Origin of the sequence: Brachybacterium sp. UMB0905, assembly GCF_002871795.1 — a bacterium.
GTDB lineage: Bacteria > Actinomycetota > Actinomycetes > Actinomycetales > Dermabacteraceae > Brachybacterium.
Genome location: NZ_PNHL01000008.1, coordinates 120070 through 144925, shown reverse-complemented (window position 1 = coordinate 144925; position 24856 = coordinate 120070). Strand labels below are relative to the sequence as shown.

Genomic DNA, 24856 nt, shown 5'->3' with positions numbered 1-24856 from the left:
CTCACCGCTTGGTCCCCGGGCTGAGCGCGAGATCATGGGATGAGCGCAGGACCACGGGATGAGGAGCGACGATGAGCGCGAGCGGTGGTGCGCGGCGACGCCGTCGCAGCACGATCGCCTCCACCGTGATCCTCTCCCTGATCGCGGTGCTGCTGACCGCCTTCGCCGTGCGCTATGAGGGCGAGCAGTCCTCGGACATGGACGTCAACAACGGCGGGGTGTGGGTCAGCAACCAGGACCGCGCGCTCATCGGCCGGCTCAACGTGGATGCCACCGAGTACGACGCCCGCCTGTCCGTGGCCGGGGATGACATCGACATTCTGCAGTCCGGGTACCACGTGTTCACCATCGGTCCGCGCGGGGTGAGCCCGGTGAACACCGCGTCCGTGGTGCGCGGGGGCGTCGTGGAGCTGCCGCCCGAGAGCGAGGTCGTCCTCGGCGGGGACCGCGTGGCGATCGCCACCCCCGACGGGCGCGTGTGGGTGCTCAGCCCCGATCAGGCCGCCGCGTTCAGCCCCGACGCCTTCAAGCCCGCCTACGAGGCCAAGGGCAGCGAGGTCCACGTGACCGTCACCCGCGCCGGCACCGCAATGGTGCTCGACGGCGACCAGCTGCACACCTTCCCCCGCAGCGTCGACACCCAGAACCCGCAGCAGGACAAGCCCATCACGCTCGGCGGGCTGTCCTCGAAGCCCGAGGATGTGGCGCTCACCGCGGTGGGGGAGGAGCCGGTGGTGCTGGACCGCGCCAAGCGCCAGCTGCGCATGGGCACCGAGGTGCGCACCGCAGATCTCAGTGAGGCTCAGGTCTCCGATGCCAACACCCTCGTGCTCCAGCAGCCCGGCGACGCCTCCGATCACGTCGCCGTCGCCACCGAGAACTCCCTGCTGATGGTGCCGATGCGCGGCGGGGACATCGCCGTCCATCCCGCGGGCGGCACCGGAACTCCCGCCGCCCCCGCCCAGGTGGGCGGCTGCGCCTATGGCGCCTGGAACGCCGCGAACCGTTTCGCCCGCATCTGCGAGGGCCACGAGCCGGTCATCGAGGCGGTGCCGGAGGCGGGCCCCGGTGCGGACCTGCGCCTGCGCGTGAACCGCGACCTCGTGGTGCTCAACGACACCGTGGCCGGGCTGTCCTGGATGATCCGCGACTCGCTGAAGATCGTGGATCAGTGGGTGATCGAGCAGGAGATCCAGCAGGACGAGCAGGAGGAGAAGGAGAAGGAGGTCGTCACCTCCACCATCACCGACGTGCAGGAGGACCGGGACCAGGAGAACCGCCCGCCGGTGGCCGAGGACGACGAGTTCGGGGTGCGGCCCGGCATGAACGTGGTCCTGCCGGTGACCCGCAACGACTCCGACCCCGACGGTGATGTGCTGCTCGCGGACCTCGAGGGCAAGCAGCCCTCCATCGGCACGGTCAGCCCCATTCGCGGTGGCACCCAGCTGCAGATCGCCGTGGACGAGGACGCCAGCGGCACCGCCACCTTCACGTACATCGTCGACGACGGCCGCGGCGGCACCGACACCGCAACCGTCACCCTCACCGTCCACCCGGGCGAGAAGAACTCTCCGCCGGAGCCTGCCGGACAGGGCATCCCGCGCGTGCAGGTGCTCTCCGGGCAGACCGTCACCCTGAACGTGCTGCCGTACTGGGAGGACCCCGAGGGTGACGCGTTCTACCTGGCCGATGCCACGATCCAGCCCGAGGACCTGGTGACCTTCCGGGCCGATGGCACGGTGACGGTGGATGATGCGGGGCTGAAGACCGGACCCAAGCAGGTCACCCTCACCTTCCGTGATGAGCACGGCGCCACCTCCGAATCGGTGCTCGAGGTCGAGTCCGTGACCGACCCAGAGCTTGCCCCCATCACCACCACCGATCACCTGCAGGTGGTCGCCGGGCGCACCGGTGTGCTTCGCCCGCTGCTGAACGACATCAACCCCGCGGGCGGCTCCCTTGAGCTGACCCATGTGGATGAGGCCCCTGGGCTCGAGGTCGATGCGGACCTCACGAGCGGATCGGTGCGCGTCAGCGGCGAGGTGGGCACCTACTACCTGGAGTACACGGCCTCCGCCCGCGAGGCCAGCTCGCAGGGCCTGATCCGCGTGGACGTCACCGAACCGGACCCCGAGGCGATGCTGCCGGTGGCGGTGGATGACATGCTCATGGCCACCACCGGTGGGCAGAGCCTGCTGGATCCCCTGGAGAACGACGTGGATCCCACCGGCGGGGTGCTGGTCACCAACTCCGTGACCGTCCCTGAGGACAGCGGTGTCAAAGCCACCGTGGTGGGGCATCATCTGATCCGCGTGGAGGTCGAGCCCGGTGCCGCTGTCAGCGAGGAGCCGGTGCCGCTGACCTATGAGGTCGCGAACGCCGAGGGCAGCTCCACGGGCACCGTGCGGGTCATGCTCGCCGCGACCGATACCCAGTTCGCCAACCCGGTGCCCGCCCCGGATGAGGCCGTGGTCCGCGCTGGGGACATGGTGCTCGTGGATGTGCTGAGCAACGACATCTCTCCCACCGGCTCCACCCTGCACCTGGGGGAGATCTCCGGGACCGACGGGGTGGAGGGTCTCGGGGTGGTCGAGACCCATGATCAGCAGATCCGTTTCCGTGCCGCCCCGGATGCGCAGGGGGAGGCGACGATCTCCTATGAGGCGGTGGACCAGACCGGCCGCGATGGCTCCAGTCGGCTCCGGGTGCGGATCATCCCCGCCGATGCCGAGGACACTCCGCCGCAGCCCCAGAATCTCGTAGCCCGCGCGGTGGCGGGCTCCCCGGTGCGCATCCCCGTGCCCACCACCGGCATCGACGCCGAGGGCGATTCGGTGATGCTGATGGGGATCTCCGAGCCCGCCCCGCAGCTGGGGGAGATCACGAGCGCCACCGGGCAGTGGATCGAGTACGTGCCCTATCCGGATGCGGTGGGCACCGATACCTTCCGCTACCAGGTGATGGATGCCTCCGGGGCGATCGGCACCGCGGAGGTGCTGGTGGGCGTCGCGGCGCCGCCGGAGCTCAACCAGCCGCCCTACGCCGTGGATGACGAGCTGGATGTGCGGCCCGGCCGCGAGATCCAGATCCCCGTGCTCATGAACGACTCCGACCCGGAGGAGGATGCCCTCCAGCTCCTCCACGATTCGGTGACCCCGCTGACGGATATCGAGGTGATCCCGCCCGCGGAGGGTCGTTCGAGCGATCGCATCACCGTGATGACCCCGGAGGAGCCGGGCACGCACACCCTCACCTATGAGGTGTCCGACGGCCAGCTGACCAGCGCCGCGACGGTGACGCTGCGGGTGGACCCGGGCGCCCCGCTGCGCGATCCCATCGCGGTCGATGACTACGTGGATCCCGCCCAGGTGCTGGACCCGGCGGGGGAGACCATCACCGTGGATGTGCTCGCCAATGATCGCGACCCCGATGGCTCGATCTCCGATCTGACGGTGCGGATGGAGGATGGGGCCGACGGCTCCCTGCTCAGCGATGACGGCATCCTCACGGTGATCCCCGGTGAGGAGCAGCAGCGTCTGCGCTACACCATCACCGACCGCGATGAGCAGACTTCCTCCGGCTACGTGTGGGTGCCCGGCACCGCCCGCATCCCGCCGGTCTGGGTGGGTGGGACCCTCGAGGTGGTCTCCGGCAGCGAGCTGAGCATCGACCTGGCCGACTCCTCCCTGGTGCGGGTGCGGCCTGGCGCGCAGCATGCCCGGGTGCTCGACGATGACGCAGCGCAGGCCGACCACACCGACGGCACCCCGCTGGTCGCGGACGAGACCACGCTGGTGTACCGCCCGGCCGAGGACTACGAGGGCCGCGACACGATCACGGTGGAGGTCTCTGACGGCGCCGCCGGAGATGCGACCGCCGCGAGTGGCTCGCTCAGCATCCCCATCGAGGTGCTCAGCGGCGAGACGAACCAGCCGCCCACGCTGCGCGGCTCCCTGATCGAGGTGGAATCCGGCGGCTCTGCGACCACCGTGGATCTGCGCACCGCGGCGGAGGACCCCGATGGTGATCCGCTCGAGTTCAGTGTGGATGACTCCGTCCTGCCCGAGGGGGTGAGCGCCTCCATCAACGGCAGCACCCTGAGCGTGAGCGCCGAGCTGGATGCCCCGCGCGGGGAGACGATCCAGCTGCCGGTGACCGTCACCGACTCCGTGACCGCACCGGTGACGGAGACGTTCCAGCTCACCGTCACCGGCAGCCGCCGCCCAAAGGTCTCCCCGGGCCTGGATGAGCAGGTGATCGACGCGGGGACGACCGGCCGCGTGGACGTGCTCGAGAACGATTCCAACCCCTTCCCCGGGGAGCCGCTGACCCTCGTGGATGCTCAGCGGGTCTCCGGCGACGGTGGCGTGAAGCTCGAGGGCGACCAGGTGATCATTGAACCTGACCCGGAGTTCGCCGGCATCCTCACCGCGAGCTACACGGTGGAGGACGCCACCGGTGATCCCGAACGGCGGGCCACCGGCGAGATCCGCGCGACCGTGCGCGGCAAGCCGGAGGCGCCGTCGGCCCCTCGCGTGGGTGAGGTGGGCGATGGCACCGTGGAGCTGGCGTTCACCGCGGGCGATGACAACGGCGCCCCGATCAGCGGCTACACGGTCACCGCCGCGAGCGGCGGCAATGTCACCCAGAAGTGCACGTCGACCACGTGCACCGTCACGGGGCTCACCAACGGCACCGAGTACACCTTCCAGGTGGTGGCGCACAACGAGGTCGGTGACTCCCCGGCCTCGTCGCCCTCGGCCCCCGCCACCCCGGATGTGCGGCCGGAGCCGCCGGGCACCCCGCAGGTCCAGCGCGGCGACCGGCAGCTGCAGGTCAGCTGGTCCCGGCCCGAGAACCGCGGCTCGGCGCTGCAGAAATACGACGTGCAGCGCCGCGATGAGGGAGGGCGCCTGGAGACCCGCTCGGTGGACGCCACCAGCACCGAGCTGACCTGGGATGAGCTGGACAACGGGCATGACTACAGCTTCCGGGTGCGGGCCCACAACCTCTCGGAGGAGCCCTCGGACTGGTCCGGCTGGTCCCGCCCGCAGCACCCGGCCGGGCCGCCGAAAGCCGTCTCGGGCGTGGAGGCCAGCCGCACCAACGACCGACTGGGCGGCGGCGTGACCATCACGTGGGACAAGCCCGATGCCGATGTGCACAACGGGGAGCCGATCAGCGGCTACACCATCCGCGCCTCCGACGGCACGACCGTGACCGCGGGCGGTGACGCCACCTCCGCGACCATGCGCAACCTCGACCCCGATACCGGGTACACCTTCACCGTCACCGCCAAGAACTCCGTGGGGCAGGGCGCTACATCGGCCCGCTCGAAGGAGGTGGTTCCCTGGGCGATTCCGGAAGCCCCCAAGGACGTGGAAGCACGACTGCCGAATGAGGGCACCGGCGCCGGGCCCAACGGTCGGGCGGTGGTGTCCTGGAAACCGGCCCAGGACAACGGCACCGCGATCAAGGATTACGTGATCAGCTGGGACGGCGGCTCGAAGACCGTGGACGCCTCCACCACCGAGGTCACCATCGACACTCTGGACAACGGCAGCTCGTACCGTTTCACGGTGCAGGCCCGCAACCGGTTCAAGGGCGGGGAGTCCGCGCCCTCGGATCCCTCGAACTCGGTGACGCCGTACACGCGGCCGGAGGCACCGATCGCGCGGGGCGACAACACCCCGTTCATCTGCTACTCGCTCAATGCTTGTCAAACGATAGTCCGCGTGGATAAGCCCACAGATCTCGGCGGCGTGCCGCTGAAATCCATCACCCTTCACTCCGGTGATGTGGAATGCAACCGCACCGACCTTACGGAGAAGACCTGGGCGACCTGCAATGTTGCGGAGAGCGCGAAATACACGATGACCGTGACGGTGGAGAACGAAAAAGGTCTGGTGAGCGAGCCGACCACCGTCACCTTCAGCACGCCGTCCTGGAATGGTGGGAAGCCGCATGTCCCCATCAACCTCACGTGGAAGAAGGGGACCAAGGGCACCGAGTCCTACATCGTGACGATCGGCGATACCGATTTCCCGGCCGTGGACTACGAATTCCGCACCTACCACCAGGGCGCATGGAAATCCGTGGGGAAGAGCAGCGGCACCTTCGAGATCAGCACCACCGCCTCCGGCGGCTCCGACTTCTATGTGCGCGCCGTGGACAAGAACGGAAACTACAGCAAGACCGTCGCTTTCCAGTGAGGCGGTTCCTGCACGCCGTTCGCGCCTCCATTAGCCTGCGGCCATGACCGAACTGCCCGATGACCTGCTGCCCGACGAGCTGCTGACGACCTTCCGTGAGCGCGCCGTGGTCCACGACCGCGAGAACACCTTCCCCCGCGACGACCTCGCCGATCTGCGCGAGCGCGGCTACCTGCGCCTGCTGGTGCCCCAGGAGCTGGGCGGCACGGGCGCGAGCCTGCTGGAGGCCTCCCGGATCCAGCGGCGCCTCGCGCAGGCCGCCCCCGCCACCGCCCTGTCGATGAACATGCACCTGGTGATCACCGGCGCGGCCCTGCATGCTTACCGCCTGGGCGTGCCGGGAGTGCGGCCCATCCTCGAGGACGCGGCGGCGGACCGCCTGTTCGCCTTCGGCATCTCCGAGGCGGGGAACGAGGCGATGCTCTTCGACTCCTCCTCCCGGGCCGAGCCGCAGGAGGACGGCGGCTTCCGCGTCACCGGCACGAAGATCTTCACCTCCCTCGCGCCGGTCTGGGACCGCCTGGTGGTCCACGCCCGCCGCGCCGCAGACGACGGGTCCGCCGAGGAGGATCCGAGCCTGGTCTTCGGCATCCTCGAGCGCACCACGGAGGTTGAGGTCAAGGACGACTGGGACACCCACGGCATGCGCCCCAGCCAGTCCTGCACCACCCGCCTGCACGGCGCCCCGATCACCGCGGAGCACGTGCTGACCACGACCCCCGTCGGCCCCAATCCCGATCCCTTCGTGATGGGGATCTTCGGGGCTTTCGAACTGCTGATCGCCTCGGTGTACACCGGGATCGCTGAGCGCGCGATCACCGTGGGCACCGAGGTGGCGCACACCCGGCGCAGCGTCACCCGCGGCATCGTCCATGCTGATGACCCCGATATCCGCTGGCGCCTCGCCGATGCTGCGATCGGCGTGGACGGCGTCATCCTCCAGCTCGAGAAGCTGCTGGCGGACCTCGACGCACTGGGCACGGGGGAGCAGGGCCCGGGCATCACCGACCATGGGGCGCGCTGGTTCCTGCACTTCTCCGGAATGAAGTCCCGCGCCACCGAAACGGCGATCGCGGCAGTGGACCAGGTGCTGCGCGCCTCGGGCGGCTCCCACTACTTCCGCCGCAGCGAGCTCGAACGCCTCTCGCGGGATGTGCGCGCCGGGATGTACCACCCCTCCGATGAGGAGTCGGTGCATGCCAGCTACGCGAAGGCCCTGCTGGGCGAGATCGACCAGCCGCGCGAGGAGCACTGAGCGCCCCGCACAGCATTGAGCGCCCTGCACAGCACTGAGCGCCCAGCACAGCGGGGCCGGGGCGATGCACTCGCCCCGGCCCCGCCGCTGTCAGGGTCGCCGGTTCAACCGAACAGCACCTCGGCCTCACGCCAGCGGGACTCCGGCACCTTCTTCAGCGAATCGATGGCCTCGCTGAGCGGCACATCCACAATCTCGGTGCCGCGCAGCGCCACCATGCGGCCGAAGCCGCCCTTATGCACGAGATCCAGGGCGGTGGTGCCCAGCCGCGTGGCCAGCACCCGGTCATATCCGGTGGGCTCACCACCGCGCTGGATATGCCCCAGCACCGTCGCCCGCGTCTCGATGCCCAGCCGCTCTTCGATCAGCGGGGCGAGCGCCTCAGCGATCCCGCCGAAGCGCGGGCGCCCGAACTCGTCGAGCTCGTAGTCCATGAAGCCCTCGGGCGCATCCTTGGGGACGAATCCCTCGGCGACCACGACCAGCGGGGCGCGCCCGCGATTGAAAGCCGCCTGCACGTAGTGGCAGATGTCGTCCAGGCTCAGGGGGAACTCCGGCAGGCAGATCACGTGCGCGCCGGCCGCCATGCCCGAGTGCAGGGCGATCCAGCCCACCGAGCGGCCCATCACCTCGCCCACCATGCAGCGGTGGTGCGAATCGCCGGTCATGCGCAGGCGGTCCAGGGACTCGGTGGCGATCTCCACGGCGGTGTTGAAGCCGAAGGTGTAGTCGGTGGCATCGAGGTCGTTGTCGACCGTCTTGGGGACGCCGACGATGGGGATGCCCGCCTCGAACAGCCGGTTCGCGGTGAACAGGGTGCCGTCGCCGCCGATCGCGATGAGGGCGTCCATGTCCATGTCGTCCATGTTCTGGCGCACGATCTCGGCGCCGTCCTCCCCGTCGGCGAAGGGGTTGGAGCGCGAGGTGCCCAGGATCGTTCCGCCGATGCGGCCGATGCCGCGCACCCGGCGCCGCGGCAGCGTCATGTAGTCCTTCTCGATGACGCCGCGCCAGCCATCCTTGAAGCCGATGAACTCATCCTCGAACATCGTGTTGCCCTTGATGACCACGCCGCGGATGACGGCGTTCAGGCCGGGGCAGTCACCGCCGGAGGTCAGGATTCCGATCTTCATGGAAGCTGTGCTCTCTTCTCTCGCCGGGCCGGAGCCGGGGCACTCCGCGCGGAACGCCCCGGCTCCACTCTAGGGGGCGCGGACCGCGCAGCGGCGGTCCGGAGGGCCCTCAGTTCTGCCCGGTCTGGCCGGGGTCCTCGGACCGGGCATCGGCGGCGGACTCGGACTGCTCGCGCACCTGGCGGCCACCGGCGGCGGCCCGCTCGAGCGTCTCCTGGAAATCCACGCCCGTGGTGGAGCGGACCATCTCCAGCACCTGCGCGAGGCCCACGGAGATGTTCTGCCCGATCTTCGCTTCGCCGTCGGTGGAGAACACCGAGAGGTTGTCGATGTTGGAGTACGGGGAGGCCAGCTCCCCGGCCACCTGCGGCAGCACCTCGAGCACCTGGGCCAGGACCGCGGCGTCGTTGAACTGCTTGTACGCCTCGGCGCGGGCGCGGGTGGTCTCCGCCTCCGCATCACCCTTCGCGCGGATCGACGCGGCCTCCGCCTCGCCCTTGGCGCGCAGCGCATCGGCCTCCGCCTGGCCCTCCAGGCGCACCGCCTCGGCGTCCTTGGAGCGGCGCTGCAGCTCCACCTCGGCTTCGGCGCGGCCCCGGGCTTCGATGGCGTGGGCCTCGGCGTCCGCGGAGACCTTGCGGGCCTCTGCGCGGTTGCGCTCATCGGTCAGCTGCGCCTCGGATTCGGCCACGCGCGCGTACTTCTTCGCGTCGGCTTCCTGCTGCTGCGCCTGACGGGAGGCATCGGCCGGCTTGATGACCTCGGCGATCAGCTGCTTCTCGCGCAGGTCATTGTTCCGGACCGCGATGAGCTCTTCCTGCTCGATGATCTTCTGCTGCTGGGCGGCACGGGCCAGCGGGCCGGCGGCATCGGCCACCGCCTGCCGGGCGTCGGTCTGCTCCTTGATCTCCGCGTTGCGCAGATCGAAGGCCTGCTTGGACTCCGCCTCCTGCTGGAGGTTGACGTTCTTGGCCTGGGTGGCCTCACGGTTCGCATCGGACTCGGCGATCGCCGCGCGCTTGGCCACCAGCGCCGCCTCGGGGCGACCCCAGTCCCGCAGGTAGGAACCGTCATCCTCCACGGCGGAGATCTGGAAGGTGTCGATCACCAGGCCCTGGTTGTTCATCGAATGCTCGGCCTCAGCCTGCACCTGGCTGGCGAAGGAGGCGCGGTCACGGATGATCTGCTCCACGGTCAGGGTGCCGACCACGGCGCGCAGGGTGCCGGAGAGGATCTCCTGGGTGTAGTGGTCGATCTGCTTCTGCTGGTCCAGGAAGCGCTGGGAGGCCTTGCGCACATCGTCCACATTGCCGCCCACCTTCACCTGCGCCACCCCGCGCAGACGCAGGAAGATGCCGTTCATGGAGTAGCCCTCGACCTCCACCGGGATCTGGCGGGAGGAGAGTGAGAGCACGAAAGCGCGATCGAAGATCGGGCGCACGATCGCGCGGCCGCCGATCACCACACGGGCGCCGCCGGACTCGAGGTCCACGTCCCCGGCCTTGGTGCCGCGGCCGGTGATGATCAGGGCCTCGTTCGGTGCCGCGATCCGGTAGCTGCGCATGATGATGACGGTCACGATCAGCCCCACGATCGCGAGGATCACGATTACGCCGACGACGGGTAGGAGAAGCTCCATGGGTCCCCCTTGAGGTGTGATATCTGCCAGGTCACATCATCGCATGTCGCCGGGTGGTTCCGCAGGCCATTGCCCACTATGCGAGTCGCCTCAGCGGACCGCGCGCCGCGGCGGGCGCCAGATCACGGCGCGGCGTGCGGCCGGTCAGACGGCGCCCGCCGGTCACTTCATGCCGGTTGCGGCGATGCCCTGGACGATCTGCTTCTGGAAGACCAGGAAGCAGATCAGCACCGGCACCATCGACACCACGGAGATGGCCAGCACCAGGTTGAAGGGCACCACCTCCTGGCTCGCGAAACGGGCCAGCGCCACCGGCAGGGTGCGGGTCCTCTCATTGGTGACCACCAGCGGCCACAGGAAGTCGTTCCACCGCCACAGCACCGAGAAGATCGCGAGCACCGCGAGGGCCGGCTTGCACAGCGGCAGCACCACCCGCCAGAAGATCCCGAACTCTCGGGCGCCGTCCACGCGGGCGGAATCGATGAGCTCATCGGGGATCGTGAGCATGTACTGGCGCAGCAGGAACACACCCGTCGGGGTGGCGATCGCGGGCAGGATCACGCCCCATAGGGAGTTGGTCAGCCCCAGGGAAGCGGTCACCTGGTAGACGGGGATCAGGATCACCTGCAGCGGCACCATGATCGTCGCGAGCGTAACCAGGAACAGCAGGTCCCGGCCACGGAAGTTGTAGCGGCTGAGCGCATAGGCGGCCATCGAGTTGATGATCAGGGTCAGCAGCGTCGCCACGACCACCACGATCACGCTGTTGGTGAGGTAGCGCAGCACGTCGAAGCTGGTCAGCGCCTGGACGTAGTTCTCGGGCCGCCAGGTCTCCGGCAGCAGCGTGGGCGGTCGCTGCGCGAGCTCCGAGGGACTCTTGAAGGAGCCCAGCACCGTCCACAGCAACGGGATCAGCACCAGCAGGGCCAGCGCCGTGAGATTCACGGTGCGCACCGCATCGCGCGGACGCACCCGGGTGCGGGAGGTCGAGGTCCAAGTCGTCGGTTTCGTGCTCGTGCTCATCTCACACCGCCTCCGCGCGCCGGCCCAGCCACCAGTTCAGCAGCGTGAAGCTCATGACGATCAGGAACAGCACCACCGATCCGGCGGCGGCCATGCCGTACTGCATCTGGGGCCCGAAGGCGTTGTCGTACACGTACTGCACCAGCAGCGTGGTCGAGCCGACCGGTCCACCGCCGGTGAGGTTGTAGATGACGTCGAAGGATTGGAAGCCGTGGATGGTGGACAGGATCAGCACCACCATCGTGGTGGGCGCGAGCATCGGCACCGTGATGTGCCGGAACTGCTCGAGCGGCGAGGCGCCGTCCAGGCTCGCGGCCTCATACAGGTTCGGGTCGATGGACTGTAGTCCTGCCAGCAGGATCATGGTGTAGAAGCCGACGTTGACCCACAGGCTCACCGCCACCACGGAGACCATGGCCAGGGTGGGGTTCACGAGCCAGGGCACTGCATCCAGGCCGATCGCGGACAGCGCCGCATTGACCAAGCCGCCGTTGCGCTCCAGCAGCCAGCGCCACACGATGCCGACGACCACGGGGCTGAGCAGCACCGGCAGGAAGAACACCGAGCGGAAGAAGGACTTCCCGATGTTCTGCGCGTTCAGCTGCACTGCGAGCACCACGGAGATCAGCACACCGAGCGCCACGAAGACCAGGACGAACACGACAGTGTTCACCAGCGCCTGGAAGAACTCGTCGTCGGCGAAGATCCGCTGGTAGTTCCCGAGCCCCGCCCATTCGAAGGTGCGGCCGTTGCGGGAGGAGTACAGCGAGATGTTCAGCCCGCTGAAGGCCGGGTAGATGGTGAACAGCCCGAAGATCACCATGTTGGGCAGCAGGAACAGGTACGGCGCCGCCCGCAGGGACAACGGCACCCGTCGGCGCCGACGTGGGGCCGCGGGTGCCGTGGCCGAGGACATCAGGCCTGCTCCACGACGGAGTCGATGGCGGCCTTGAGATCCTCCATGGCGGTGGCCAGATCCTTGTTGCCGGCCACCACCTGGGAGAACTCCTTGATGAACTCCTGCGCGGCGGCATCGAAGTTCGGGTCGTAGCAGGCGGCGAAGGCCTCCGCCGGGGTCTCGGAGAGATCGGTGACGAACACGCCCATCTCCTGATCCCGCATCGGGTAGGTGACGCCGGACTCGGTGAGATCCGCCCGGGTGGGCATGAACGAGGACGCGGTGATGAAGGCCTCCTGCGACTCCTTGGAGTTCATGAACTGCAGGAAGGTGGCGGCGAGCTGGTTCTCGGGCCCCTCGGCGAAGCCCACCATGAACTTGCCGCCAGGGAAGCCGCCGCCAGAGGTCATCGAGGGGTTCGGCATCGTGGCCCAGGCGAACTCGGCACCCTCGTCGAACTGGGCGACCTGCCAGTTGCCCGAGAGATAGACCGGCACCTGCTGGGCCAGGAACACCTCATTGGCGCCCTGGTACTTGGTGCCCGAATCCAGCCAGAAATCAGACGGCGACGTGCCGTTCTCGATCATGTCCACCAGCGGCTGCAGCGCCGTGGTGGCGGCCGCCGGGTCCAGGGAGCTCTCGCCCTCCTGCACCAGGTAGGTGCCGCCCTGGGAGAGGATCGTGGAGAGGCGATGCCCGGACTTGTCCATCGCGAAGGCGTACTCGCACCCGGTCTTCTCCTGCACCTGCGTGGCGAGGTCGACCATCTCCTCCCAGGTCCAGGAGTCCGGCACCTCCACCCCGGCCTTTTCGAACAGGTCGAGGTTCACGAAGGGACCGTTCTGCGTGAGGTCGGAGGCGACCGCATGGATCTTCCCGTCGGGATCGGTCATGCCCACGCGCACCCCCTCGGAGAACTCCTCGAGGTACTCCGCCCCCAGATAGTCGTCCAGGATCAGCAGATCACCGACGAACGGAGCGGTCGCGGCCACGCGCGCCACATCGGGGGCCTGACCGCCGGACAGTCGCGCCTGCAGGGTGGTAGTGATATCGGAGAACGGCACGATCTCCAGGTCGACGGTGACGTCGTACTCCTCTTCGAACTGGGCGATGAGGTCACGGGTGGCCTGCTCATCGGGACCATCGGTGAAGTAGACGTAGGAGAGGGTCTTCCCGGCGAGCTCGGAGGCGTCCTGCTCCTCGACGGGCGCGGCATCGGGGTTGCTGCCCCCACCGCCGGAGCCGCCAGGGTTGCAGGCGGCCAGGGCGGTGGCGGCGAGCGCCGCGGTGCCGCCCAGCGTCACGGCGCGGCGCGACGGGGGCAGAGTGCGGGGAGTAGTCGTGGGGTTCATGCGCGGTCCTCCTTGATCGCGGTGCGCCCCCCGACGGTGGGGAGCGCGCGGCTCGTGCGGCCGACGGGGACATGGTCCCGGTGCTTCAGCAGCATGGATGACGGTTGCCGTTGGTTGCACGCGATGTGGCCCAGTTGTGACCTCTCCGGGGCGCACGGTGCATCGCAGGTGAACGCGAGGTGGCCTAGGGGTGGCGGGGTGACGAACGAGGGCCCGGGGGCATGTCAGCCCCCCGGGCCCTCTGAGCCTGTGCCGCCTATGACGGGCGGCGCTCCGTCCTTGCGGTGCTCAGTCCTCGCGGTGCTCGAGGTACCAGCGGATCAGTCCCGCGGTGGAGGAGTCCTCCTGCGCGAGCGCCTCGTCGTCGCCGGCCACAGCCGGGGCGAGGTTCTTGGCCAGCTGCTTGCCGAGCTCCACGCCCCACTGGTCGAAGGAGTTGATGCCCCACACCACGCCCTGCACGAAGGTGATGTGCTCGTACAGCGCGATCAGCTGCCCCAGTGTCGAGGGCGTGAGCTTCGCAGCCAGGATCGAGGTGGTGGGACGGTCGCCGGAGAACTCGCGGGCCGCCACCAGTGCGCCCTCGGTGCCCTCGGCGCGGACCTCTTCGGCGGTCTTGCCGAAGGCAAGCGCCTTGGTCTGGGCGAAGAAGTTCGCCAGGAACAGCTCGTGGACGTCCTGCTCGCCGTCGCGCAGCGCATGGTTCGGGGTGGCGAAGGCGATGAAGTCCGCGGGGATCACCCGGGTGCCCTGGTGGATCAGCTGGTAGAAGGCGTGCTGCCCGTTGGTGCCGGGCTCGCCCCAGAACACCTCGCCGGTCTCGGTGGTGGCCAAAGAGCCGTCCCAGCGCACCGACTTGCCGTTGGACTCCATGGTCAGCTGCTGGAGGTAGGCGGGGAAGCGGTGCAGGTACTGCGAGTAGGGGAGGACCGCGTGGGTCTCCGCCTCCAGGAAATTCACGTTCCACACGTTCAGCAGGCCCATCAGCAACGGCACGTTCGCCTCGGCGGGGGCGGTGCGGAAATGCTCATCCATCGCGTGGAATCCGGCCAGCAGCTCCTCGAACGCCTCGGGGCCCAGCACGGTCGCGAGCACCGTCCCGATCGCGGAGTCGACGCTGTAGCGTCCGCCCACCCAGTTCCAGAAGCCGAAGGCATTGGCCGGGTCGATCCCGAACTCCTCGACCTTGTCCAGCGCCGTGGAGACCGCCACGAAATGCTTGGCGACCGCCTCGGTCTCCTGCTCGGCGGTCAGTCCCGCCTGCTCACGCAGACCATCCAGCAGCCACTGCCGCACCAGGCGGGCGTTGGTGATGGTCTCCAGGGTGGTGAAGGTCTTGGAGGCCACGATCACGAGCGTCGTCTCGGGATCCAGATCCGCGGTGGTGGCATACGCGTCGGTGGGGTCGATGTTGGAGACGAAGCGGGCGCTGAGGCTCTCCTGTGCGAGGGGCCGCAGCGCTTCGTAGACCATGACGGGCCCGAGGTCCGAGCCGCCGATGCCGATGTTCACCACGGTGCGGATCGGCTTGCCGGTCATGCCGGTCCACTCGCCCGAGCGGATCTTGCGCGCGAACGCGTAGACGCGCTGCAGGGTCTCGTGCACGTCCTGGTCGATCTGCTGGCCATCGACCTCGAGGGCGGGGGCGGCCCCGGCCGGGCGGCGCAGCGCGGTGTGCAGCACCGCGCGGTCCTCGGTGGTGTTGATGTGCGCACCGGTGAACATCGCCTCGCGCCGCTGCTCGAGACCCACCTCGCGGGCCAGCTGCAGCAGCAGCTGGACCGTCTCCTCGGTGATGGCGTTCTTCGACAGGTCCACGTGCAGGTCCGCGGCATCGAGGGTGAAGCGCTCGGCGCGCTGCGGATCAGCGGCGAACATCTCCCGCAGAGAGGTGGTCAGCTCGAGGCTGTGGGCCTCCAGCGCGGCCCAGGCCTCCGTGGTGGTGGGGTCGACGGGCGGGGTTGCGGCGGTGGCGGATGCAGAGGTCGCAGTCATACGGCCATTGAACACCCTCTTCTCGGGGACGGGCGAGGACCGCAGGCGGCCGGGATGGTCTTCAGATGCTGAGCGGCTCCGTCGGAACCCGGGCCCCGCGCGCCCGTCGCGCGGACTGATCGAGGGGCGCGCTATCCAGCAGATCTCGCACCCCGGACGGAGAACGTGTAGGTTCCGTCACCGAGAAGTTATCGAAGGATGAACGCCTCTTGACATGAGCTGCTGCATACTCGGCAGATCCGCACATTGCGGTGCGGGCGACCCCCGAGGCGTCCCGACCCCTCAAACGCACCAGGAGATCCCCCATGGCCTTCACGCGCCGAACCATGATGCTGAGCACCGCCGCCGGCGGCGGCCGCGCTGACCCTCGCCGCCTGCGGCGGGGGCGGTGACGGCGGGAACGGCGGCAGCGGTGGCGGCGGAGCCGACGGCGGCTCCGGCGAGCCCATCTACGCCAACACCACCGAGCCCGAGAACCCCCTGATCCCCACCAACACCGGTGAGGTCGGCGGCGGCCGGATCATCACCATGCTGTGGGCGGGCCTGGTCTACTACAAGGCCGACGGCTCCACCGAGAACGACGTCGCAGAGTCCATCGAGTCCGAGGACAACCAGAACTGGACCATCACCATCCGTGAGGGCCTGACCTACTCCGACGGCTCCACCCCGGTGACCGCCCAGGACTTCGTGGACGCCTGGAACTACGGCGCCAACGCTACGAACGCCCAGATCGGCCAGTACTTCTTCGAGCCCATCGAGGGCTACAAGGAGCTGTCCGCCAAGGACGTCGCCGAGGATGCGACCCTCTCCGGCCTGGAGGTCGTGGACGAGAAGACCTTCACCGTGCGCCTGGTCTCCGCCCAGTCCGACTTCCCCACCCGCCTGGGCTACTCGGCGTACATGCCGCTGCCGCCCTCCGCCTTCGAGGACATGGAGGCCTTCGGCGAGTCGCCGCTCGCCAACGGCCCCTACAAGCTCGAGAGCTGGAGCCACGACCAGGAGCTCGTGCTGGTCCCCAATGAGTCCTACGACGGTCCCCGCAAGGCCCAGAACGCCGGGCTGACCTTCACCGTCTACCAAGACCCGGAGACCATGTACAACGACCTGTCTTCGGACAACGTCGACGTCGTGGACCAGATCCCCAACTCCGCCCTGTCCACCTTCGAGGACGAGCTGGGCGAGCGCGCGGTGAACACCGAGGGCGCTGTGTTCCAGTCGATCACCCTGCCCGGGTACGACAAGAACTTCGAGGGCGAGGCCGGGAAGCTGCGCCGCAAGGCGATCTCGCGGGCCATCGACCGCCAGACCATCTGCGACAACCTCTTCTTCGGCACCCGCACCCCCGCCACCGATTTCGTCTCCCCGGTGATCCCCGGCGGCGGTGCCACCGATATCCCCGGCGCCGAGGTGCTCGAGTTCGATGAGGCCGAGGCGAAGAAGCTGTGGGAGGAGGCCGAGAGCATGAGCCCCTTCGAGGGCCCCCTGACGCTCGCCTACAACGCCGACGGCCCCCACTCCGACTGGGTCGAGGCGGTGTGCAACTCGCTGTCCAACACCCTGGGCATCGAGGCCAAGCCCACCCCGTTCCCCGCCTTCGGCGAGATGCGCGAGCAGATCCGCAAGCGCGATCTCGACGGCACCTGGCGCTCGGGCTGGCAGGCCGACTACCCCTCCGCCTACAACTTCCTGGGCCCCCTGTACGGCTCCGCGGCTGCGGATGGCAAGGGCTCCAACGACGGCGACTACAAGAACCCCGAGTTCGATCAGCTGCTGTCCGACGGTCTCGCCGCCGCGAGCGAGGAGGAGGCCATCGAGCTGTGGAAGCAGGCCGAGGCGATCCTCATGGAGGACCTGCCCGTCGTGCCGCTGTGGTACCAGAACACCTTCGGCGGCTACTCCACGCTGGTCTCCAACGTGGAGTACGGCTGGGACACCGTGCCGCTGTACCACCAGATCACCAAGTGACCTGCTGACCTACCCTGACGGCGGGGACCGGAGCCTCCGGTTCCCGCCGTCGCGCGCCCGGCCCGCCGGGCGCCCCCGGGGGCTGACCCCGGACCCTTCCCGACTTCGAAAGAGAACGACGTGATCTGGTACATCGCGCGGCGACTGCTGCAGATGATCCCCGTCTTCCTCGGCGCCACCCTGATCATCTACCTGCTGACGTTCTACACGTCCGGAGACCCGATCCTCACGCTCGCCGGAGACAAGCCGATCTCCCCGGCCGTCGAGCAGCGCCTGCGGGAGCAGTACAACCTCGACAAGCCCGTGCTCGTGCAGTGGCTGATCTACCTCGGCAACGTGGTGACGCTGGACCTGGGAGTGGGCTTCAACGGCCGCTCGATCTCCGAGCAGATCGCCCAGGCCTTCCCCACTACCTTTAAGCTCGCGCTCATCGCCGTGGCGGTCGAGACCACCTTCGGCGTCATCGCCGGCGTGATCGCGGGCCTGCGCAAGGGCACCTTCATCGACACCACGCTGCTGATGCTCTCGCTGCTGCTGATCGCCACCCCCACCTTCGTGATCGGCTTCGTGGCCCAGTTCGTCCTGGGCGTCAAGCTGGGGATCGCCCCGATCAACGTGGGCCGCGACCCGTCGTGGGAGAACCTCCTGGTGCCCGGCTTCGTGCTGGGCGCCGTCTCCTTCGCCTATGTCCTGCGCCTGACGCGCACCTCGATCGCCGAGACGGTCCCGTCGGACCACGTGCGCACCGCGACTGCCAAGGGCCTCTCGCGCGGCGGCGTGGTCTCCCGCCACATCCTGCGCAACTCCCTGATCCCCGTGGTCACCTTCATCGGCGCGGACCTGGGCGCCCTGATGGGCGGCGCGATCGTCACCGAGCGCATCTTCAACGTGCCCGGGATCGGGACGCTGCTGTTCAAGTCGATCAACGACGGCGAGAGCCCGCTGGTGGTCTCGCTGGTGACATTGATGGTGATCATCTTCCTGCTGTCCAACCTCGTCGTGGACCTGCTCTACGGCGTGCTCGACCCGAGGATCCGCTATGGCAAGTGACGCACGCGCCACCCGTCGGCCCACCACCCAGCACTGGGTGGCGCCGCTGGACGAGACCCCGCTGCAGGAGGTCGACGCCGTCGACACCTCCACCGCGCCCCGCTCCCTGTGGGCGGAGGCCGCGCACAACCTGGTGCGCAACCCCGTGTTCGTCATCTCCGCCCTGCTGATCGCCTTCATCCTGTTCGTCGCCGCGTTCCCGCAGATCTTCAGCGACCAGGACCCCAGCTACGGCGACCTGATGAACGCCAATCAGCCCGCCGGCGGCGAGCACCCCTTCGGCACCTCCCGCCAGGGCTACGACATCCTCGCCCGCACCGTGTGGGGCACCCGCACCTCCGTGCTCATCGGCTTCTTCACGATGATCGGCTCGACCCTGATCGGCGGGGTGATCGGCGCGCTCGCCGGTTACCTCGGCGGCTGGTTCGACGAGATCGTCTCTCGCATCACCGACGTGTTCTTCGCGATCCCGATGATCCTGGGCGCGATCGTCATCGCCACCCGCGTGGGAGAGATGACCATCTGGACCGTGGTGCTGGTGCTGTCGATCTTCGGCTGGACGAACATCGCCCGCATCATGCGCGGCTCGGTGATCTCCACCAAGAGCCAGGACTTTGTGCCGACCTCGACGGCGCTGGGCGCCTCGCGGCCCGTCGTGCTGCTGCGCCACATCATCCCCAATGCGATCGCCCCGGTGATCGTCACCGCCACCGTGAACCTCGGCGTCTTCATCGTCGCCGAGGCCACGCTGTCCTTCCTCGGCGTGGGCCTGCCCACCTCCGTCGTGTCCTGGGGGCGGGATATCGCCGCCGCCCGTGATGCGCTGCGCACCCAGCCGATGATGCTGTTCTACCCGTCCTTCGCGCTGGCCCTGACGGTGCTGAGCTTCATCATGCTCGGCGACGCGGTGCGCGATGCGCTGGACCCGAAGGCGAGGAAACGATGACCGCCACCTCCGTCAGCCCCGTCGAGGACCGCCCTGCCGCGGATGCCCCGCTGCTGCAGATCCGCGACCTGGAGATCACCTTCACCACCTCCAGCGGACCGGTCAAGGGTGTGCGCAGCGCGAACCTCGAGGTCTACCCGGGGGAGACCGTCGCGATCGTCGGCGAGTCCGGTTCGGGCAAGTCCACCACCGCCATGAGCATCGCGCATCTGCTGCCCTCCAACGGCCGCATCACCGGCGGGTCGGTGATCTTCGAGGGCCGCGACATCACCCACGCCTCCGAGAAGGAGATCCGGGCGCTGCGCGGCAACCACGTGGGTCTCGTGCCGCAGGACCCGATGAGCAACCTCAACCCCATGTGGCGGGTGGGCACGCAGATCAAGGAGGCGCTGGTCGCCAACGGCGTCGCCAAGGGGGCTGAGGCGAAGGCCCGGACCGTCGAGCTGCTGCAGGAAGCGGGGCTGTCCGATGCCGGGCGCCGCGCCGAGCAGTACCCGCACGAGTTCTCCGGCGGCATGAAGCAGCGTGCCCTGATCGCGATGGGCCTCGCCGCCCGGCCCACCCTGCTGGTGGCCGATGAGCCCACCAGCGCCCTGGATGTCACGGTGCAGCAGCAGATCCTGGACCACCTGGACACCCTGACCGGGGAGCTCGGGGTGGCGGTGCTGCTGATCACCCACGACCTGGGGCTCGCCGCGGAACGCGCCCAGCACCTGGTCGTGATGTACAAGGGGCGGGTGGTCGAGTCCGGGCCCGCGCTCGAGCTGCTGCAGAACCCGCAGCATCCGTACACCAAGCGGCTCATCGCCGCCGCGCCGTCGCTGGCCTCCCGCCGCCTGGTCTCCGCCTCCGAGCGCGCCCAGGTGCGCGAGCAGGCGCAGCTGCACGCCCACGAGCATGAGCCCGAGGACTCCGGCACCGACCACGTGATCGAGGTCGAGAACCTCACCAAGGTGTTCCCCATCCGCGGCGCCGTGCCGTGGAAGAGCACCCCGTTCACCGCGGTCGATGACGTGTCCTTCGCGATTGAGCGCGGCACCACCACCGCGATCGTGGGGGAGTCCGGCTCCGGGAAGTCCACGGTCGCGCAGATGGTGCTGCGGCTGCTCGAGCCCACCGAGGGCCGGGTGCTCTTCGAGGGCAAGGACGTCACCGCCTACAAGGGGGCGGAGCTGAAGACGCTGCGCCGCCGTGTCCAGCCGATCTTCCAGAACCCCTACGGCACCCTGGATCCGATGTACTCGATCTTCCGCACGATCGAGGAGCCGATGCGGATCCACGGCATCGGCGATGCGAAGAGCCGTGAGGCCAAGGTCCGGGACCTGCTGGACAAAGTCGCGCTGCCCTCCACGATGATGCGGCGCTTCCCCAATGAGCTCTCCGGTGGTCAGCGTCAGCGCATCGCGATCGCCCGGGCGCTCGCCCTGGATCCCGAGGTGGTCATCTGCGATGAGGCCGTCTCGGCGCTCGACGTGCTGGTGCAGGCCCAGGTGCTCGAGCTGCTGAACGACCTGCAGGCCGAGCTGGGGCTCAGCTACCTGTTCATCACCCATGACCTCGCGGTGGTGCGGCAGATCGCCGACAACACCCTGGTGATGGAGAAGGGCAAGGTCGTCGAGCAGGGCACCACCGATGAGGTGTTCCACGCCCCGCAGCAGGACTACACCAAGCGCCTGCTGGCCGCGATCCCCGGCGGCGACATCCCGCTGGCCGGCTCGGAGACCATTGAGGTCACCGCCCCCGTCGGCGAGGCCGATGAGGAGAAGGCCGAGGGCGCGGACCTGCCCGAGGAGGGGGAGGGACCGGTGGATCCCTTCGCCGCCGCCGGTCGGGCCTGAGCTTGACGGCAGCATGCACGCTCGACGCCCCGCAGCACCTGGTCTGCGGGGCGTCGAACGTTACACGGCAGCCCCGTCGCCGTCGGCCCTGCAGGTTATAGACTCGCCGAGGCCCGGGAGCGGGTCGAACTCCGTCGTGCCGCGCGCACCGCAACGCCCCGCAGCGCGCCCCACGCCAGCAGCTACCAGGGAAGAGCACCCGCGTATGACCATTCAGCACCGCACGGACCTCCGCAACGTCGCCATCGTCGCCCACGTGGACCACGGCAAGACCACCCTGGTGGACGCCATGCTCACGCAGGGCGGAGCCTTCGGCGACCGGGAGAAGCACGACGAGCGGGCGATGGACTCCGGGGAGCTCGAGCGCGAGAAGGGCATCACGATCCTCGCGAAGAACACGGCGATCCGATACAACGGACCGTCGGCCGCGGTGATCGGCCACCCCGAGGGCATCACCATCAACGTCATCGACACCCCCGGCCACGCCGATTTCGGTGGTGAGGTCGAGCGCGGCCTGTCCATGGTGGACGGCGTGGTGCTGCTGGTGGACGCCTCCGAGGGGCCGCTGCCGCAGACCCGCTTCGTGCTGCGCAAGGCCCTGGCCGCGAAGCTGCCGGTCATCATGGTGGTCAACAAGGTGGACCGGCCCGATGCCCGCATCGACGAGGTCGTCTCCGAGACCACCGACCTGCTGCTGGGCCTGGCCTCCGACCTCGCTGAAGAGGTCGATGACCTGGACCTGGATGCGGTGCTGGATGTCCCCGTCGTCTACGCCTCCGGCAAGGCCGGGCGCGCCTCCCTCACCCAGCCGGCCGATGGCACCCTGCCGGACGAGGAGGACGTCGAGGCGCTGTTCGCCACGATCCTCGAGGCGATCCCCGCCCCCGCCTATGACGCCGATATGCCGCTGCAGGCCCATGTCACGAACCTCGACGCCTCCCCGTTCCTGGGCCGCCTCGCGCTGCTGCGCATCAAAAGCGGTGAGCTCGCTAAGGGGCAGCAGGTGGCCTGGTGCACCCACGAGGGTCAGACCAAGCCGATGAAGGTCACCGAGCTGCTGGAGACCAAGGGGCTCACGCGCGTGCCGATGGAGCGCACCGCCCGCCCCGGCGACATCGTCGCCGTCGCCGGCATTCCCGAGATCATGATCGGCGAGACCCTCGCCGATGTGGATGACCCGCGGCCGCTGCCGCTGATCGCCATCGACGACCCCGCGATCTCCATGACCATCGGCATCAACACCTCGCCGCTCGCGGGCAAGAACGGCAAGGGCCACAAGCTCACCGCCCGCCAGGTCAAGGACCGCCTGGACGCCGAGCTGGTCGGCAACGTGTCCCTCAAGGTGCTGCCCACCGAACGGCCCGACGCCTGGGAGGTGCAGGGACGCGGCGAGCTCGCGCTGTCAATCCTCGTGGAGCAGATGCGCCGCGAAGGCTTCGAGCTGACCGTCGGCAAGCCCACGGTGCTCACCCGCACCATCGACGGCACCGTGCACGAGCCCGTCGAGCGCATGACCGTGGACGTGCCCGAGGAGTACCTGGGCACCGTCACCCAGCTGATGGCCTCCCGCAAGGGCCGCATGCTGACCATGAGCAACCACGGCTCCGGCTGGGTGCGCATGGAGTTCCAGGTGCCCTCACGCGGTCTCATCGGCTTCCGCACCCGCTTCCTCACCGAGACCCGCGGCAACGGCATCGCATCCTCCTACGCCGACGGCTACGAGCCCTGGATGGGGGAGATCGAGTTCCGCTCCACCGGCTCCCTGGTGGCCGACCGGCCCGGTGCGGTGACCCCGTACGCCATGATCAACCTGCAGGAGCGCGGCACCTTCTTCGTCGAGCCCACCAGCGAGGTCTACATGGGCCAGGTGGTGGGGGAGAACTCCCGCAATGAGGACATGGACGTGAACATCACGAAGGAGAAGAAGCTGACCAACATGCGTGCGGCCAGCGCCGACTCCTTCGAGAACCTGGTGCCGCCGCGCAAGCTCACGCTCGAGGAGTCTCTCGAGTTCACCGCCGAGGACGAGTGCGTGGAGGTCACCCCCGAGATCATCCGCATCCGCAAGGTGATCCTGGACCCCACCGAGCGGCGTCGTGCCCTCTCGCGCGTGAAGTCCGGGAAGCCCGGGGCGTGAGGCGATGACCACCCCGGCCCGGCCCGACGGGCCACCTGCCATCGACCGCACCTCCCTGGGGGCGCGGATGGTGCAGGTGGCGATGGCCGTGGTGCTCACCATCATTTCGGTGTTGCTGATGGTCACCACGCACCGCGTGAGCGTGGACGTCGCCGGCCTGACCCTGCCGGTGGGTCTGCTGTTCGCGGCGGTGCTGCAGGTGGTGATCTGCGTGTTCCTGTGGGCGGCGAGCGGGGCGCGCCTGCCGCTGCTGGTGGTGGGCATGCTGTGGGGGCTGCTTGCCACGCCGTTCCTGGGCCGCGGCGCGGGCGGTGGGGTGCTGTTCCCCGCACAGATCGGCGACCAGGTCCAGTACTCCGGCTTGGTGGTGCAGGCCCTGGGGATCCTGATCCCCTTCATCGTCGCGGCGGTGGTGAGCATCGGCGCAAGGCGCCGGGCCCGACGGACGCGGCCGTGAGGACCGCGCCAGGCGCGACGGGCGCGGCCGTGAGCATCGCGCCGGGCGCGGGTCGCGCCGCCTGAGCGGGGCTGTTGCACCTGAGCGGGCCTGCCGCACCGCGTGATGCGCTGCGGGCTAGCTGCTGCGGGGGCGGCGCACCGGCGGGGGAGGGACCTCCTTCGCGGCGATGACCAGCGCCCGCGGCACCGCCAACTCCCCGCGCCGCGTCATCACGCGCACCACCTGCTCCTCGGCGGCGAGGATCGTGCCCAGGGCATCGCTCATCGATTCGCCGTGCGGGGAGGCCTCGCGGTCGATCGCATAGCGCAGCACCACACGCCGCCCCACCTGCAGGAACGGCGCCCACCCCGCACGGGGACGTGCGGACTCGCCAGCAGACGCGGGCGACGGTGCGCGATGCTGCGAGGGCGGGGTCTGTGTGTGCGGGGGCGGCGCCTGCTCGTGCTCCGCGTCCTGTCCAGCGCTCTCCTCGACCATGCGCCCAGTATCCCGCGCCTGCCCCTGTGCCTCGGGTCACGGCGGGGTGCAGGCGCCCCCGGGTGCGTTGAGGTGAGAGGATGGAGCCCGTCGCAGACGGAAGGAAGCCACCCCATGACGTACGTCATCGCCCTGCCCTGCGTCGACGTGAAGGATCGCGCCTGCGTCGACGAGTGCCCCGTGGACTGCATCTACGAGGGCAACCGGATGCTGTACATCCAGCCCGATGAGTGCGTGGACTGCGGCGCCTGCGAGCCGGTGTGCCCCGTCGAAGCGATCTTCTACGAGGACGACACCCCGGACCAATGGGCGGAGTACTACAAGGCCAACGTCGAGTTCTTCGACGAGATCGGCGCCCCCGGCGGCGCCGCGAAGATGGGTGTGATCGACAAGGATCACCCGATCATCGAGGCTCTGCCGCCGCAGCCCAACCCGCTGGAGGACTGATCCTCCCGTGACCGACGCCGCCCAGGCCC

The 24856-nt window shown here is 69.0% G+C and carries 16 protein-coding genes; 9 read left to right on the top strand and 7 right to left on the bottom strand.

The window, feature by feature from the left end:
* The first annotated feature begins 71 nt into the window (after positions 1-71).
* Together CJ197_RS09620 and CJ197_RS09615 are read left to right on the top strand one after the other, a co-directional pair.
* On the top strand, positions 72-6212 hold the full coding sequence (locus CJ197_RS09620; protein ID WP_102236528.1) for an Ig-like domain-containing protein: 6141 nt from the start codon (positions 72-74) through the stop codon (positions 6210-6212).
* A gap of 43 nt (positions 6213-6255) precedes the next feature.
* Positions 6256-7467 (top strand): acyl-CoA dehydrogenase family protein, encoded by a 1212-nt coding sequence (locus tag CJ197_RS09615; protein WP_102236527.1) that lies wholly within the window; start codon positions 6256-6258, stop codon positions 7465-7467.
* A gap of 104 nt (positions 7468-7571) precedes the next feature.
* Here CJ197_RS09615 and CJ197_RS09610 read toward each other — a convergent pair whose 3' ends face one another.
* The 6 genes from CJ197_RS09610 to pgi all read right to left on the bottom strand — a co-directional run bounded on the left by CJ197_RS09610 (position 7572) and on the right by pgi (position 15507).
* Positions 7572-8600 (bottom strand): ATP-dependent 6-phosphofructokinase, encoded by a 1029-nt coding sequence (locus CJ197_RS09610; protein ID WP_102236526.1) that lies wholly within the window; start codon positions 8598-8600, stop codon positions 7572-7574.
* A 109-nt stretch (positions 8601-8709) separates the two neighbouring features.
* On the bottom strand, positions 8710-10239 hold the full coding sequence (locus tag CJ197_RS09605) for a flotillin family protein (RefSeq protein ID WP_102236525.1): 1530 nt from the start codon (positions 10237-10239) through the stop codon (positions 8710-8712).
* Positions 10240-10401: 162 nt separating this feature from the next.
* Complete coding sequence (locus tag CJ197_RS09600) at positions 10402-11262, bottom strand: carbohydrate ABC transporter permease (protein WP_102236524.1); 861 nt, start codon at positions 11260-11262, stop codon at positions 10402-10404.
* Position 11263: 1 nt separating this feature from the next.
* Positions 11264-12178, bottom strand: a complete 915-nt coding sequence (locus tag CJ197_RS09595) for a carbohydrate ABC transporter permease (protein ID WP_102236523.1) — start codon at positions 12176-12178, stop codon at positions 11264-11266.
* Positions 12178-13512: an ABC transporter substrate-binding protein gene (locus CJ197_RS09590; protein WP_102236522.1), complete on the bottom strand. Its 1335-nt coding sequence runs from the start codon at positions 13510-13512 to the stop codon at positions 12178-12180. The genes CJ197_RS09595 and CJ197_RS09590 overlap by 1 nt, the downstream gene beginning before the upstream one ends.
* Positions 13513-13800: 288 nt before the next feature.
* The gene (gene pgi / locus CJ197_RS09585; RefSeq protein WP_102236521.1) at positions 13801-15507 is read right to left on the bottom strand and encodes a glucose-6-phosphate isomerase; all 1707 of its coding nucleotides are present in this window, start codon (positions 15505-15507) and stop codon (positions 13801-13803) included.
* Between the two features lie 528 nt (positions 15508-16035).
* On the opposite strand from pgi, the gene CJ197_RS09580 reads away from it, so the two are divergent.
* From CJ197_RS09580 to CJ197_RS09555, 6 genes are all read left to right on the top strand, one after another.
* Positions 16036-17472, top strand: coding sequence for an ABC transporter substrate-binding protein (locus CJ197_RS09580; protein WP_233190802.1), 1437 nt, complete (start codon positions 16036-16038; stop codon positions 17470-17472).
* 120 nt (positions 17473-17592) lie between these two features.
* Positions 17593-18522 carry an ABC transporter permease gene (locus tag CJ197_RS09575; protein WP_102236519.1) on the top strand — a complete coding sequence of 310 codons (930 nt, stop codon included), beginning with the start codon at positions 17593-17595 and terminating at the stop codon, positions 18520-18522.
* Positions 18512-19468, top strand: a complete 957-nt coding sequence (locus tag CJ197_RS09570) for an ABC transporter permease (protein WP_102236518.1) — start codon at positions 18512-18514, stop codon at positions 19466-19468. The genes CJ197_RS09575 and CJ197_RS09570 overlap by 11 nt, the downstream gene beginning before the upstream one ends.
* The gene (locus CJ197_RS09565) at positions 19465-21306 is read left to right on the top strand and encodes an ABC transporter ATP-binding protein (protein WP_102236517.1); all 1842 of its coding nucleotides are present in this window, start codon (positions 19465-19467) and stop codon (positions 21304-21306) included. Before CJ197_RS09570 ends, CJ197_RS09565 begins: the two co-directional genes overlap by 4 nt.
* A 205-nt stretch (positions 21307-21511) precedes the next feature.
* On the top strand, positions 21512-23443 hold the full coding sequence (gene typA / locus CJ197_RS09560) for a translational GTPase TypA (RefSeq protein ID WP_102236516.1): 1932 nt from the start codon (positions 21512-21514) through the stop codon (positions 23441-23443).
* Positions 23444-23447: 4 nt separating this feature from the next.
* Positions 23448-23900, top strand: coding sequence for a hypothetical protein (locus tag CJ197_RS09555; RefSeq protein WP_102236515.1), 453 nt, complete (start codon positions 23448-23450; stop codon positions 23898-23900).
* A 117-nt stretch (positions 23901-24017) separates the two neighbouring features.
* Here the strand turns inward: CJ197_RS09555 and CJ197_RS15570 are convergent, their stop codons facing one another.
* Positions 24018-24380, bottom strand: coding sequence for an acetyltransferase (locus tag CJ197_RS15570; protein WP_233190800.1), 363 nt, complete (start codon positions 24378-24380; stop codon positions 24018-24020).
* Between the two features lie 114 nt (positions 24381-24494).
* Between CJ197_RS15570 and fdxA the strand changes: the two genes are divergently transcribed.
* Positions 24495-24827, top strand: coding sequence for a ferredoxin (gene fdxA, locus CJ197_RS09545; protein WP_102236514.1), 333 nt, complete (start codon positions 24495-24497; stop codon positions 24825-24827).
* The last annotated feature ends 29 nt before the right edge of the window (positions 24828-24856 follow it).